The following is a 16,378-nucleotide window of genomic DNA, read 5'->3' as shown; positions in this document are numbered from 1 at the left end:
CGCTCATGACACTGGCTTTAAGGCCGTCTCCTCTGCAGAGCGGCCAAGGCTTTTCGAAGTCGTCTTTCGTTGTGCCGTTTGCCGTCGCATTGCTGTCGGTGGTCCTGGCTTCGTCCCGGGCTGTCGCGCAGCAATCGCCGAATGACGACTTCGCGCGCCGTCAGGCGCAGGAAGCCGAACAACAGCGGTTGGAGACCTTGGGCCGAATGACTCCGAGGCCCACACAGGCCGAAGCTCAACAACCGGCAACATCAGGCGGCCAGAAGGCCGGTCCATGCTTTGAGATCACCGATGTCGAGGTCGAGGGGATGAAGCAGTTTCCGGCCGCCACCATCGACAAGGTGACCGCAGGTTATGCGAACCGTTGCGTCGGGCTCAGTGAGATCAACGGGCTACTGCGCGACCTGACGCATCTCTACCTCGACAAGGGATTCGTGAGCTCGCGTGTCTACGTGCCGGCGCAGGACATTGCCAAGACCAAGACGCTGCGCCTGGTCGCCGTCGAGGGCACGCTGTCCGACATCTACATCAACGGTAAACCGGCCCCTGGCTCGGGCGTGCTGGCAACGGCCTTTCCCGGCATGAAAGGTGCGATCACCAATCTGCGCGACATCGAACAGGGTCTCGACCAGATCAACCGCCTCTCGTCCAACAACGCCAAGACCGCGATGCTGCCGGGCAAGACCGACGGCACCTCGATCCTCAATGTCGAGAACAAGCCGGACCACCAGTGGCATCTCTCCTTCGGCAACAGCAATCTCGGGCAGGAACAGACGGGGTATTCCAAGTCCTCGGCCACGGTTGGCTATGACAATCTGTTCGGCATCAACGATCAATGGAACTTTTCGTACGAGCATAGCGGCCCGGATTATCCCTGGCGGAACGATGGCGTGGGCAAGAGCAACAGCTATTCCGGCAATGTCAGCGTGCCCTATGGCTACTGGACATTGTCGCTGAATGGTTCCTGGTATGGCTATGACAGTTCGGTCCCCGGCAATTTCGGGCCGCTGAAAACGTCTGGTACCAGCAAACAGGTCGGCATCGGCGCCGACCGCGTGATCTTCCGTGACAAGGATTCGATCACCACCCTGAACACAGGCTTGACCTACAAGGAAACCAACAATTTCCTGCTCGGCAACAGAATAGAGGTCGGCAGCCGCAAATACACGGTCGGCGACCTCGGCATATCCCATTCCCGCCGCATGCTGGGAGGGCTTTGGGTCTTCGATCTCTCCTATAGCCAGGGGCTCGATCTCTTTGATGCGGTCGCGCCCGGCGATGTCGGGGCAGGGGATGCCGATCCTCGTTTCTCCAAGCTCACCGGCACGATCACCATGACCCGGCCGTTCGAGCTCGCCAGCCAGCGCTTCGAGATCAACTCGATCGTCACCGGGCAATATTCGCCCGACAATATGTTCGGGGCCGAGCAGATCTCGGTCGGTGGCTATTCCTCTGTGCGCGGCACGCGCGAGACCATGCTTTACGGCAATAACGGCTTCTTCGTTCGCAACGATCTCGTCTGGCGGACGCAGCCCTTCGCCGGCAACGCGGAGCTTGCAAAATTGCTCGGTGAATTCCGCCCCTATCTGGGTCTCGATTATGGGCGGATCGCTTCGCAGGCCCGCTACCAGATCGATGGTGGCGACATGTTCGGTTGGACAGTCGGCGCCAAGCTCGCCGGCGGCAATGTCAACTTCGATATGGGTTATTCGGATGTCTTTGGCGGCACGGTTAACCGCCGCGACTCCGGGCTTCTGTTTGTCAGTACGTCAGTGAGGTGGTGAAGGAGATGGTGAGTCACGTGTCAATAATTGTATTCAAAAATACCCCAAAGCGGTTTGTGCACAACGTGAAGCTGCTTGCGGTTTTCGCGCTGGCGGCGATCGTCAGCGCCTGCCAGACCGCGGATCCTCGGCTGGTGACGGCATTGCGGAGTTCGTCCATCACGCAGATTCAGCTCGAGACTGCCCCAGACGTCAACATGGGCGGATTCTTTGACAAGAAGAAGCCCGATCCGCAGCTGTCGAAAGTGGTGCAGACCCTCGAGGCTTCGCTAAATCGTGAACTTAAAGGTCTGCCCGGTGGAAAAACACCCGGGAAGCTTATCGTGACATTGGGCATGGTCGATCTCGCTAGCAATGCCGGCCGTATCATCCTGGACAACCACAGCAGTATGTCGGGGTCAGTCCGCCTTCAGGATGCAAAGACTGGACGTCTCATAGCCGAAACGACTGTCTATGTTTCGGAGAAGGGCGTGCGTGGCGAAGGGAACATCGGCGTCTTCGTCGCCATGGCAATTAACGCGGCACAGGTTTCCCGGCAGAAGGATGCTCTCGCCCATGAGCTCTCCGACAAGTTCGTCAGCAGCGTAAAGACGTGGCTCATGCAGAAGTAGGAAATTCTGTCGTCGCAAGGGACACCCGGTAAGGGCAAGACCACAGTGCCAGGAAGTGGACGAGAAGATGAGCAACGGAAGACACGGATTGTCGAAAAAGATTGATCAACTGGGTAGACTCACCCGGCAATCGCTTGCGACGGTGCTGAGTGCGTTGCTTGTCTTCCAGCCGATACTGGCGAATGCGCAATCCGTTTCTGCGGCCGGATCGGCACCATCAGCCAATCAGCCGAGCGTCGGCGCGGCGCCGAATGGCGTGCCGTTGGTCGATATCGTCACTCCAAACGGGACGGGCCTGTCGCACAACAAGTATGACAACTTTAATGTCGGTGCGCCGGGCCTAATCCTCAATAATTTCAACGGTGAAGTTGGCACGTCGAACCTCGGCGGGGCCACGCCCGGCAACCCGAACCTCAACGGCTCCGGCCCGGCTTCGGTCATCCTCAACGAGGTCACCAGCGGTAACCGCTCTGCATTGAATGGCCCCACCGAAGTCTTCGGTGGCCGCGCGGACGTCATCATAGCGAACCCCAACGGAATCACCTGCAATGGCTGCGGCTTCATCAATACGCCGCATGCGACGCTGACGACGGGCGTTCCCAATATCGGCGCTGATGGCAGCCTGACCGGCTTTACCGTCAACGGCGGCGATGTCACGTTCGAGGGGGCAGGGGGGAATTTCGCAGTCGCTCCCGGTGCTGTCGACCTGTTCGACGTCGTTGCCCGCAACATCCACGTCAATGCACCGATCTACGGCAAGACCCTGCGGCTGACCGGTGGCGCCAGCCAATACAACTATGCCACTGGCGAGGCGATGGCACTGACGGCGACGTCCGGCACGCCGGAATATGCGATCGACGGCTCAGCCCTCGGTGCTATGCAGGCAGATCGTATCAAGGTCGTCGTCACCGAGAAGGGTGCCGGCGTCAAGATGAGCGGCGACATGGCCGCCAATGCAGGGGAATTGACGCTATCGGCGGATGGCAAGATCTCGATCGGCGATGCGTCCGGTCGCGATGGCGTGAGCATCACCTCGAAGCGCATGGTTACTGCTGCCAAGGTCACGTCGAAGCAAAAGGCGGCGGTCCAGGCCGATCAAGGCATAACGCTGCAATCAGTTGCTGCCGACAGTGACATTGTTCTGACAAGTGGCACTGGTCTTTTGAGCGTGTCGGGCGACATCAACAGCGGCACCACCGTGCAGATGAGTTCGGGCGGCGGCATTGCGGCTGGCAGCGTGACGGCGGGCAGCGGCGCAGCGGCGCTTGTCGCCACCGCCGGTGATATCGCGATAGCGGGTGCCGCCAACAGCACCGGCGACCTCACTCTGACCGCCACGGCCGGTTCGATCTCGGCTGCTTCGCTGCTGAGCAACCAGACGATCGCCTTGAACGCCGGCCTCGACATTGCTGTTGCCGGTAACGTACTGGCACAAGGCAACGTCAGCGCCATCGGCCGCTCGGTGTCCACCGGCATGATCGTCTCAGGCATCAATATTGCTGCCACCAGCGCCGACCCGAGCGGCAATGTCGTGCTCGGCTCGGCCGGGAATCTCAGCCTGACGGCGACGGGCGGCAATATTACTACCGGTAATCTGCTGTCGGCTGGAAGCCTCAACACGAGTGCGACCGGCAATATGATAGCCGGGAGCATACAGTCGGCCAATGACCTCACGGCGACCGCAGCCTCGTTGACATCAAGCAACATCGCGTCGCATGGGGCGATCACTGTCAACGCATCGACCAACGCGAGCGGCCAGATCCTCGGCGCCGGCAATATCCTGATCTCTGGGGCTGCCATTCAGGCAAGCGCCATCGCCTCCGGCGTTGACTTCGCCGCCACCAATGCGGCTGGCGGTACCCTCGCTGTCGGTCCGGTCGGCACGCTCGATTTGACCGCCACGACCGGCAATATCGTCGTCGGCAGCTTGCTGTCGGCCGGTGATCTGAATGTTCGGGCAGCACTGCTACAGGCAAACACTCTGACAGGTCACGGCAATGTCGGCATCGATGGTGGCGTCCGTGTCGCCAACCAATTGCTCAGTGCCGGCAACGTCACCATCAACGGCAACGCCAAAGGTGTCAGTGCCGGTCTTCTTGCGTCCGGCGTTGACTTTGCAGCGACCAAGGCGGCTGGTGGCAACATCGTGGCGGCCAGCAGCGGTGATCTCACCGTCAACGATAGTCTCGGCGCCATCCAGGCAGGCACCATCTTGGCAGCCGGCGCGATCAATGCCGTTGGCCAGACGATCGCCGCCGATACCATAACCGGTCATCAGAACATCGCGCTTTCCGGCGCCACTGCCGTTACCGGCCAGATCCTCGGTGAGGGTAATGTCAGCGTCTCCGGCCCGACTATCGCGGCCGACGCCATCGTCTCGGGTGTCGACATCGCCGCCACCGATGCGGCGGGCGGCCGCATTGCCCTTGGCCCGGCGGCAACAGGAACCGGCAATCTGACGCTCGCAGCCTCTGGCTTGCTCAGCGCCGGCACGCTGCTGTCGGCAGGCAATCTAGATGCCAGCGGCGCGACCATCACCGCCGGCAATGTCTCGTCGCATGGTGATCTGACGCTTAAAGGCGCCTCCGGCACGACGACCGCGAGCGGTCGCGTGGATGTCAGTGGCCAGATCCTTGGCGCCGGCAATGTGTTGATCAGCGGCCAGAGCCTGTCGGCCCAGACGGTCGTCTCCGGCATCGACTTTGATGCCACCAATGGGGCAGGGGGCAATATCGTTCTCGGTCAGGCCGGGGATCTGACCATCGCGGTCAACGGCACCCTTGCTGTGCCGACCATACAGGTAGCCGGTACCATCGATGTAAAGGCCGGGAATATCTCTGCCAACACCATTTCCGGCCACAAGAATATTGCACTTTCCGGCACCACCGCAGTTGACGGTCAAATTCTCGGTGCAAATGACGTCAGCATCTCCGGCTCGAGCATCAAGGCCGGCGCCGTCGTCTCCGGCGTCGATTTTGCAAGAACAGCCGCAGCCAACGGCAACATTGTCCTGACGACAAGTGGCAATCTTTCGCTAATCTCGGCAGGCAGCCTGACGGCCGGCACGCTTCTGTCGGCTGGCGATCTCTCTGCCAGCGGTGCGACCGTGGGCGCCAACACTGTCAGGTCCCATGGCGATGTCAGCGTTGACGGTGCGACCACTGTGAGTGGTCAAATTCTTGGCGCCGGCAATGTGCTGATCAGCGGCCAGAGCCTATCGGCCCAGACCCTCGTCGCCGGCATCGACTTCGATGCCACCAATGTGGCCAATGGCAATATTGTTCTCGGCCAATCCGGGGTTCTGACTGTATCAGTGAACGGTGCGGTTACGGCGCCGACCATACAGGCGGCCGGCGCCATTGATATCAGTGGCGCGACCATCACTGCCGATGCCATTACCGGCCATAAGGATGTCACTCTTTCCGGTGCCACGACAATTGATCGCCAGATCCTTGGTGGAGGGGATGTCAACATCTCCGGACCAAGCATCAAGGCTGGGACCATCGTCTCCGGCGTCGATTTCCTCGGCACGGCCGCCGCCAACGGCAACATCGTCCAGACGACAAGCGGCGATGTTTCGTTGACGTCTTCGGGTAATATTACCGTCGGTACGCTTTTGTCGGCCGACGATCTCAGTGCCGCCGGTTCGACCATCAGCGCTGATGGCGTCACGGCCCATGGCGACGTCAGCCTTGATGGTGCAACCAACGTCAGCGGCCAAATCCTTGGGGCCCGGAATGTTCTTATCACGGGCCAGAGCCTGTCCGCCCAGACGGTCGTTGGTGGCATCGACTTCGACGCCACCAACGCGGCCAGTGGCAATATCGTTCTCGGCCAGGCTGGCGACTTGACTGTGTCAGTCAATGGCGCTGTTGCGGCGTCGACCCTGCAGGCAGCCGGCGCCATCGATGTCAGCGGCACGTCCATCACCGCCGATGCGATCACCGGCCATAAGGATATCACCCTTTCCGGTGCCACTGGCACGACGACCGCAAGCGGTCGCGTTGACATTAATCGCCAGATCCTGGGTGGAAGAGATGTTAGTGTTTCCGGCTCCAGCATCAAGGCCGGCACCATTGTCTCCGGCGTCGATTTCGTTGCAACGGCTGCCGCCAATGGCAACATCGCACTCGCCAGCAGCGGCGATCTGAACCTTGCTTCAACAGGCAATATCAATGCCGCTACACTGCTGTCGGCTGGCGATCTCAAGGCTGCCGGCTCAACCGTGGTCGCCGACGCTGTCACGGCGCACGGCGATGTCACGCTCGATGGTGCAACCACCGTGAGTGGTCAAATTCTCGGTGCGGACAATGTCTTGATCACCGGTCAGAGCCTGTCTGCGCAAACCGTCGTCTCCGGCATCGACTTCGACGCCACCAATTCGTCTGGCGGCAATATTGTTCTCGGTCAGGCTGGCGATTTGACGGTATCAGTCAGTGGCGGTGCGGCGGCTTCAAGCTTGCAGGCGGCTGGCGCAATCAATGCCAGCGGGACATCGATCGCCGCAGATGCAGTCACCGGCCATAAGAAGATCACGCTTTCCAGCACGGATGCCGGCGGCGTAGATGTGAGCGGCCAGATTCTTGGCGGTAACGATATTGCCATTTCGGGCCAAAGCATCACCGCCGGCACCATCGTCTCCGGTGTCGACTTTGCCAGAACAGCAGCTGCCAATGGCAACATCGTCCAGACGGTAAGCGGTGACGTCTCGCTGATCTCCACGGGCGATATCACCGTCGGCACACTGCTGTCGGCCGGTGGTCTCACCGCCGAGGGCGCCAATCTCAAGGCGGCCAGCTTGACCGCCCATGGCGCAACTGATCTCAAGGCCAGCGGCCCTGGCGCAAGCGGTCGAGTTGATATCAGTGGCCAGGTGCTTTCGGCCGGCGATCTCGCGATCAACGCAAACAGCCTCAATGCCGGCCTTCTCGTTTCCGGCGTTGATTTTGCGGCGACCGAGGCGAATGGCGGCAATATCAAGCTTGCCAGCTCCGGCGACACGTATCTCACCATCTCCGGCAACACCACTGCCGGCACGATACTGTCGGCGGGCGATGTCACGGCGAAGGCGGCCAATCTCACGGCCGATAGCATCACCAGTCACGGTAACGTCGGCATTACCGGCGACGTCGATGTGACGAGCCAGATCCTGGCTGCAGGCGACCTTACTCTCAATGGCGCCAGCATCAGCGCACCTGTTCTGATCTCGGGCATCGACTTTGCCGCCACCAATGCCGCGGGCGGCAATATCGTGCTCGGCCGGACCGCCGCCCTCAACCTGACCGCCTCCGGCAATATCGTCTCTCAGACGATGCTTTCGGCCGGCGATGTTGCGATCCGCGCGGCTAGTCTGAAGGCTGACAGCCTCACTGGGCATGGCAAAGTCGGCATTATCGGCAATGTCGATGTGAACAATCAGATCCTTGCCGCAGGCAATCTCACGATAAACGGCGGCAGCATCAGTGCGCCTGTCCTGATCTCCGGCATCGACTTTGCCGCGACCAATGCCGCCGGTGGCAGCATCGTGCTCGGATCGTCCGGCGGCATGAACCTTGCCGCCACTGCAGAAATTGCCACGCAGACCCTATTGTCTGCCGGCAGCATCGATGCGCAAGCCGCGACCATCGCAGCCAACGCCGTTACAGCACATGGCGATATCACCCTAGCCGGCAGCAGCAGCGTCAACGTCACGGGCCAGCTCCTCGGCGCCAACGACGTCTCGATCTCCGGCCAGACCGTCCAGGTGGGTCAAGCCATTACCGGTGTCGACTTTGCTGCCACCGCGCAATCATCAAACGGCGCCATCGCCCTTCGAGCAAGCGGCGATCTCGACATCAATGCAGGAAGTGCCACTGCCGGCACTCTGATCGTCGCCGGCAATCTCGATGTGGTGGCAAGTGTGTTCACAGCAGGCAATATTACAGGCCACGGCGCCGTTTCGGTCGGCTCGTCCGCAAATCCCGGCGCGGTTGCGATCAACGGCCAGCTTCTCGGCGCAAGCAATGTCTCGATCACCGGATCGGGTATTAGCGGCAACGTCATCGTCGCCGGCGTCGATTTTGCCGCGACCAGCCAGTCCGCCACCGGTAATATCGTCCTCGGTCAGTCAGGCGATCTCAGTCTCATAGCCACGTCCGGCAACGTGGCCGTCAACAGCCTGATGGCGGCCGGCAGCATCACGGCCAACGCTGCCAACAATGTCAGCTCCAATGCGGTCGCCCATGGCGACCTGACGATCGCCGCCGGCAATGCGATCACGCTTACCGGCCAGTCGCTTGCCAACCGCAATGCCAATCTGTCCGCCCGGTCGATGACGATCGATACGTTGGTTTCCGGCGTCGACTTTGCCGCCACCAATGCCGCGGCTGGCGGAAGCCTGATGCTGCAGCGCTCGGGCACGATGATGCTTGCCGCCTCCAACGGCAGCATCAACGCCAACTCGTTGCTGTCAGGCGGCAATCTTGCCGCCAGTGCAACGCAGAACATCGGCTATTCCAGCCTGCAGAGCCTTGGCAACGCCACGCTCACGGCGCCTGGCGCCATTGCTTACACGAGCACTACCCGCGTCGGCGGTAATCTGACGCTTAACACCGGTGCGCTGGATCTGTCGGGCACCAGAGGCAGCCGCATCGCCGGCGGCGGCACGCTGATCGTCAACGCGTCCTCGGCCAACCTGTCGGGCAGCAATCTCGTCTTCGGCGGCCTGGCGCTCAACCTCTCCGGCAGTGCCGATCTCTCCAACGCGCAAGTCAGCACTGTTACCAATGCGGGTGGTTCCGGCGATATCGCTATCTCCGCCGCTGGATTGACGACAAACGCCAACACCGCATTACTTGCCGCGCATGACCTGACGCTCAGCCTGCCGTCGCTTGCCAATACCGGTCAGCTCGCTGCCAGCAACAGCCTTACCTTCAACGTATCAGGCGATTTCTACAACAGCCCTTCCGGCCTCGTCTTCGCCGGCAACAACGCCAACCTCTTCGTCGGCGGCATACTCACCAACGACCAGGGCGCTATTGTCGCCAATGGTGGGTTGACCATCCAGGGAGCCACCGCCGGTCAGCGCAATGCTGCGGTCACCAATGTGTCCGGTCTCATTCAATCCGGTGGTGACATGTCGATCCTCACCGCGAATCTCACCAACCGGCGGTCGGCCACGCCAAGCTGGGTGACAGGCCAGTTGGTTTCCTCCGGCGCGGTTGTCGGCACCTTCGTGCTGAATCCAGCGATCGCCGGCCAGCCCTTCGCCTATCTGGAATCGACCGATCAGAATATGTTCCAGCTCTATGCGGGCGTCGATCCGGGGCAGTTTTCCGACTACCAGCCGCTGTTGTATTCGGTCGCAACCCTTGCCGACGGCACCTCCTATCACGCCTGGACCTGGGTCAGCGGCAATGGCCCGACAGAGGTGCGGCCGATCTTTGACTGGATCAAGGCTCGCGTACCCAAGGATGCCAACGGCAATCCTATTCTCGATCCCAACAATCCCTCGCGCTATTTCATTGTCGACGAAGTAATCAACGGCGGCTCCGATGCCAGCACTACCTATAGCTGGGACGGCGGCGCCAATATTAGCCAATCTGTATATGAGGATCGGTTCACGGCACCGCTGAGCGCGGAGGCCGTGATCCGGGCCGGCGGCAATCTCACAATCGATGCCAAGAACCTCACGAATTCCTACAGCTCGATCGAGGCCGGCGGTAATGCAACACTGAAGGGATCGACGCTTACCAACGAGGGCGTTGCGCTTTATCGCACGACCACGCTGACCTGCAGCGCCGAAAGCGCGTGCACCGCCTACAATGCCAATGGCTCCGCCGATCCATCGCGCAATATTGCCAATGGCACCTCGATCGTCTCAAGTTCGCAGGTGATTGGCGGCGCGTCGGGCAATATCAAGGCGGCCGGTGCACTCAGTCTCGCGTTCGGTGCAATCAACAACAGCTCCGCATCGGGGTCGGTGTCGGGAGGGGCGGGCTTTGCCGCCCTCAGCAATCCTGGGAATCCGCTTTCGGCACTCAATGGCATGACGGCGGGCGGCGCCCTGTTCGACGTCAATGCCGCGCTGGCGGGGGTCGCGGCCAATGGCGGTGCCAGCGTCGCAAACGGCCTGGCGATCGCAGATGGCACCACAACTATCGGCAACGGACCAACGATCAACGGCAACGGCCTGACGGCAAGTGGCGGCACGTCGATCAGCGGCAATAATTTATCGGCAGCCGTCGGCGCTTCGGTGAGCGGCAACGGCGTGACGCTCGCCAGCGGCCCTTCGATCAGCTCGAATACCCTGACCGCCGGCGGCGCCGTGATCAATCCGAACAGCTTGATGGGCAAGCTCACCGCAGCTCTCGGCAACAGCGGCAATCTTGCCCAGGTGCTGCAGGTCAACGGCGCGGAGCTCGCCTCGCTTGCCAAGCCGCAATCGGGCGGTGTCGGCGGCACGGTGCCGGGCCAGGTCTTCCTGTTCGAGACACGGGCGGCTTTCCTCGACGTATCGAAGTTCTACGGCTCGAGTTATTTCATCGACCGTGTCGGCTATACGCCGGAGACCAAGGTTCCCTTCCTCGGCGACGCCTATTTCGACAATCAGCTCGTCGACGAGCAGATGCGGCAATTGGTCGGCGACGGCCTGGGCGCGGGCTCCTTCATCCCCGGCAACAACGCCACCGACCAGATGAAGACGCTGCTCGACAATGGCGTGGCCTACGCCGAGGCCAATGGTCTTGCTCTCGGGCAGGCACTGACGCCCGAGCAGGCCGCATCGCTGACCCAGTCGATGGTGATTTACCAGACGCAGATCGTCGACGGCGCGCAGGTACTGGTGCCGGTCGTCTATCTCTCGGCCGCCGATAAGGCGAAGGTCAACGCAGGCGGCGCCGTCATCGCCGGCAACAGCGTCAGCATCGATGCCGGCTCCGTCAACAATTCCGGTGCGATTGCCGCTGCGGATGGCATGACCATCAATGCGACCGAGATCAAAGCCAATGGCGGCACCTTCCTGGCCGGTGGCAACATGAATCTCAATGCCACCAATGGCATTACACTTGCCGCACAGACGATGACCATCGGTGGTCAGAATGTCGTCAACACCAATGCCGGCGTGTCGGCTGGCGGCAACCTGCAGATCGCCGCGGGCGGCACGTTGAGTTCACAGGGCGCCAAGATCGCCGCCGGCGGCTCAGCCCAGCTTTCCGGCAACAATGTCACTCTTGCTGCTGTCAAGGTCGACAATGGCAGCCAGCAGAATGCGACTGGCACGCGCGTCACCGCCAGCGGCAATCTTACCATTGCCGCCAACAACGACGTCAACATCATCGGTTCCTCCGCAAAGTCGGGCGGCGATCTCAACGTCAAGGCCTCGAATGGTGCCGTCAACATCGTCTCGATCGATGTCGCCCGACGCACCGATGACGGCTACACCAAGACATCAGGTACCGATCAGCAGGCGTCGCAGCTCTCGGCCGACGGCAACCTTCAGGTCAATGCCAATACCGGTGTTCTGATCTCAGGCTCGGATCTGACAGCCAAGGGTGATGTCGGCCTCACTTCGAACGGTGATATTAACGTCACCACATCGCAGGACCAGTCGAAGTCGAGCTTCGGTAAAAACGCCTCATCCGAGCTGACGCATAATGGCTCGACCATTACGGCCGGTGGCGATCTCGTCGCGAAATCCAAGAACGATATCAACGTCATCGGTTCGACGATGGATGCCGACGGAAAGCTTGGCTTGCAGGCCGGTAAGAACGTCACGATCGCTGAAGCGACCGATAGCGCTACCCTCGACGTCAAGAGCTCCAGCAAGAAGAGCGGGTTCTTTGGTTCGACGAAGGAGAATGCCTCCGGCCATCTGGAAACCACGACGGCGGCTGGCTCGTCCCTCTCCGGCAAGGACGGCGTGACGATCATTTCCGGCGGCGACACTACGGTCTCCGCCTCGAAGGTGACGGCGGGTGACGATACGCATGTCGCAGACCTGAATGTCCAGACCGGCGGCAATCTGATCGTCACCGCTGGTAAGGACACCGAGACCGAGCATGATAGCGCCAAGCGCAAGGGTTTCCTGCGCAGCGGCAGCTCGAGCTATGACGGCTATAACGAGACGACCATCGGGTCGCAGCTTTCAGCCTCGGGCGATGTCAATCTGGATGCCGGCAAGGCGGCAGCCATTGTCGGCTCGAAGGTCAATGCCGATGGCTCGCTGAATGTCTCCGGCGAGAGCGTCAGCATCATCGGCGCGCAGGAAAACCACCAGTCCGACAGTAAGCGCAAGGATTCCGGCCTCTTCGTTGGCTCGGGCGGCGGCTTTATCTCGCTCTACGGCAAGAACGAAAAGCAGGGCCAGCAATCTTCCACGGATAACGTCGGCTCACAGCTTACGGCCGGGAAGGACGTTAACCTGACTGCGAGGGCAACTGATCTCAACATCATGGGATCGTCGGTCAATGCCGATCGCGACATCAATCTCTCGGCGGCGCGAGACGTCAATGTCACCCCGGGCGCTGAAAGCTCGTCACAGTCCGAACAGCAGAAGAAGTCCGGCTTCGGTCTTGCACTTTCCGCCGGCAATGGCGGCTTCTCGATCGGGATTGGCGCGCAGTCGACCAAGGACAGCAAGGCGCAGCAGTCCGATACCAATGCGGTATCGACATTGGTGGCGGGCCGCGATCTCAACATCTCGGCAGGCAACAATGTTAACCTGCAGGCGACCAGCGCTTCTGGCGAGCGCGACGTCAATCTCTTTGCCAAGAACGATATCAATCTGCTCTCGGCCAACGACGTCACCAATTACGAGGAGGTGCATGAGAAGACCTTTGCCGGTGTGACCATCTCGGTGACAAGCCAGATCGGCAAGGCGGCTGAGAGCATCATGAACTCGGCCGAGCGCCTTTCGGACAGCGGCGGAGTCAATGCGGTGACAAATACCGCCATTGCCGGCCTCGGTTTCTACGAGGGCTTCAAGGGGCTGAAGGGCGCATATGAGGGGCTTACCAGCGCGGATCCGAAGGTTGGAACCGGTCTTTCCTTCAGCATCGGCATCAACGCCGGCGTCAGCCATCAGGAAAACAGCTGGTCCTCGTCGTCCTCGACCCCGGTCGTGACGAATATTCGCGCGGGTCGCTCCATTACCATGGAGGCCGAGAAGGGCTCCATCACCAGCGATGGCGCGCAGATCCTCGCCGGCTACGACAAGAACGGCATCCCGACGATCTCGGGCGACCCGCTGACCGGCGATATCTTCCTGTCGGCAGCGAATGGCGACATCAACCTCAATGCCGCCACGGGCACGTCGGATTCGACCAGCTCGAACAAATCTTGGAGCGCCGGCGTCGGCGTCAACTTCGGCTGCACTACAAAAAATGGCTGCGCGGAGACCGGCATCGGGGTCAACGCTTCCTATGGCAAGGGCGGTTCGGAAACCTCCGGCACCAGCCATACGAACACGCATGTGAATGGCACTGGCGATGTCACCATCGTCACCAACGATCTCGCGCTGAAGGGGGCGACGGTTGTCGGCAATTCGGTTGCGATCGACGTCAAGAACCTGACGATCGAAAGCCAGCTGGATACGCAGAAGGCCGAGGCCGATCAGTTCAATGTCTCCGGGCAGATCGGGTTTGGCAATACCGGCGCCTCCGGCACCGTGCAGAAGGCCAAGGGCGACGCGGTGCTCGTCTCCGAACAGTCAGGCATTCATGCAGGCACCGGCGGCCTCAACATCGATGTCGGCGGCCAGACCTCGCTTGTCGGCGGGCTGATTACCAGCCAAGCGACGGCGGACAAGAACTCCTTCTCCACCGGCACCCTGACGGTTGCGGATATCGACACGCATTCGACCTGGAAGGCCGAAACCTATGGCGGCGGAATCGGCACCGGCGGGCTCACCATCGCTCCACCCGTCAAGGCCGGCGAGAAGGAGACCGGCAAGGCCTATTCGGCCATCGGCGGCAATATCGGCATCACGATTACCGATCCCGCGCATCAGACGCAGGACATCGGCACGATCCGCCGCGATACCGAGAACACCAACACCTCGCTGCCCGGCCTGCCGGATCTGCAGAATATCCTGCGCCAGCAGTACAAGACCCAGGCCGATCTGCAGGCGGCGCAGGCCACCATGGCAGGGCTGGTGGGCGATATTGCCAGTGAATTCTACCGGCAGGCTGCGGAGGGCCGCGACCAGGCTGGAATGGATTATTGGAAGGAGGGTGGAGCCGGCCGCGTGCTGCTGCACACGATCGGCGCCGGCATTCTCGGCGGCGTCAATGGCTGGGAGGGTGCGCTCAAGGGGGCTGCCGGTGCTGCAACCTCAGCCTTGCTGACACCGGCTATAGCCGATCTCGTCAAGGGCATGCTGAAGGACAGCACCTTGTCCGCTCAGGACAAGCAGACGCTTGCCGCCCTGCTCGGCGAGAGCCTGTCTGCCCTGGCGGCAGGCGCTGTCGGCGGCGGCGAAGGTGCCTCCTATGGGGCTGCACAGTATCAGTACAATTATCTGACGCATAAAGAGCGTGAGGAGTTCGCTCGCACACTGGCCGCTTGTGAGGAGTCCGGTGATCCTGGCTCTCCAGCTTGTAAGCACAAAGAAGAGCTCCAAACTCTATCGGTTAATCGTGACAAGAAGCTGTCCGATTGCGTCGGAAATTCCTCGGCCGACTGCGTCAAGGCTCGCACCGATCTGCGGATAGCTGCGGCCGAGTATCTCGACGCCGCCCTCGCAGGGAATGGCGAGCCCGATGAGATGTCGCTTCTCGATCGACATATGGTGTTCCTGGACGCCTGGAAATACGCAGACAGCAATGATGCGCAAAACGGTCAGGACTTCGGTGATATAGAGTCCACGCTGAAGAGCGATGCAGCCAAAGCCCTGCTGACAGGTTCGAAAGCTCAAATAGCCAGCATCATTCGCGATCCGATCATGCTCGGCGCCATCGCCTGGGGTGGCTGGGGCAATGCCAAGACCATTATTGGAGACATTGCGGGCATCTTGCCGGATAGCGTCGCTGGCCTGCCTGAAAAATATGTTCGTGTCATCGACAATGCGGGCAACGTCGTCATCGTTGGTCCAAATGGTGAAATCTATCGCGATATTGCCGCCGCACAGCGAGCGTCTATCGGCACTGATGCCATAAATACAGTAACGATAGGCGGCAAAACCTGCGTTTATAGCTGTGTTGTTGACGGAACCACGCGGTACGTTGGAATTACCGATGATGTAGCCCGTAGAGGCGCCGAGCATCTACGGACGAAAGGAATCCGCATTGAGCAAATCGATGGCCTCGATAATCTGTCGCGTTCGGATGCGAGAGCCGTTGAGCAAACCCTGATCAATTACTACGGACTAGGCAAAGACGGTGGAACGTTGCTGAATAAGATCAATTCGATATCCGCGACGAAAAACCCAACAACCTATGAACAATCGCTTATTCGTGGCAAAGAGTTGCTCGATAGTGTCGACTACCAATGGGCGAAATAGCTATGTTGAATCGGAAAACTGTAAAGATCGGCGATATATTTCAAATTTTGACATCCGAAGGAATTTGTTACGGCCAAGTGACTCACACACATCCAAAATGGAAATTCGTCGTAGCCATTTTTCGGGAATTCTTTCCTAAACCTCCGAAGGATTTCACAGAAATTGTCGCCAAGGAGCCGCAGTTCATTACGACCTTTCTGATACAGGATGCAGTTCGGCAAGGGTTATTCCAGCTTGTTGCGAACGTCGCCGTTTCTGAGCACCTAGCTGCGTTTCCAACCTTTCGGTCGACGAACAATCTTAAGGGTGATGAAACGATGTGGTTTTTCTGGGCTGGCGGAACGCAATGGAAGGTGCACCGCCCGTTGACCAAAGGAGAGAAGAAGTACCCAAGAGGGCCGTCATTACCAAGTGCGCCGCTCTTAATTGAGATGATCGAGAAGAATTATCGAGTTGAGCGCGACTACATTTAGTCTCAGAGACATATAGCTAATATTTCCCTGCCG

The 16,378-nt window shown here is 60.3% G+C and carries 4 protein-coding genes; all 4 read left to right on the top strand.

The window, feature by feature from the left end:
* The first annotated feature begins 5 nt into the window (after positions 1-5).
* The 4 genes from AB8B29_RS34470 (at position 6) to AB8B29_RS34455 (ending at position 16,345) form a co-directional block, all read left to right on the top strand.
* Entirely contained in the window at positions 6-1,784 is a 1,779-nt protein-coding gene (locus tag AB8B29_RS34470; RefSeq protein ID WP_439007124.1) for a ShlB/FhaC/HecB family hemolysin secretion/activation protein, read from the top strand.
* Entirely contained in the window at positions 1,778-2,395 is a 618-nt protein-coding gene (locus AB8B29_RS34465; protein WP_439007123.1) for a hypothetical protein, read from the top strand. The genes AB8B29_RS34470 and AB8B29_RS34465 overlap by 7 nt, the downstream gene beginning before the upstream one ends.
* Positions 2,396-2,483: 88 nt before the next feature.
* Entirely contained in the window at positions 2,484-15,872 is a 13,389-nt protein-coding gene (locus AB8B29_RS34460) for a hemagglutinin repeat-containing protein (RefSeq protein WP_439007122.1), read from the top strand.
* The gene (locus AB8B29_RS34455; protein WP_052212772.1) at positions 15,860-16,345 is read left to right on the top strand and encodes an Imm26 family immunity protein; all 486 of its coding nucleotides are present in this window, start codon (positions 15,860-15,862) and stop codon (positions 16,343-16,345) included. Before AB8B29_RS34460 ends, AB8B29_RS34455 begins: the two co-directional genes overlap by 13 nt.
* The last annotated feature ends 33 nt before the right edge of the window (positions 16,346-16,378 follow it).

Origin of the sequence: Rhizobium sp. 11_C7_N12_5 (assembly GCF_051811145.1) — a bacterium.
Classification (GTDB): Bacteria; Pseudomonadota; Alphaproteobacteria; order Rhizobiales; family Rhizobiaceae; genus Rhizobium; species Rhizobium lusitanum.
The sequence above is the reverse complement of the archived record's forward strand: the minus strand, read 5'-3'. Positions and strand labels throughout refer to the sequence as shown.

What these genes read in the sequence shown, in the direction of transcription:
- AB8B29_RS34470 (WP_439007124.1), top strand. Translation starts at nt 6, where the DNA reads ATGACACTGGCTTTAAGGCCGTCTCCTCTGCAGAGCGGCCAAGGCTTT.
- AB8B29_RS34455 (WP_052212772.1), top strand. Translation starts at nt 15,860, where the DNA reads ATGGGCGAAATAGCTATGTTGAATCGGAAAACTGTAAAGATCGGCGAT.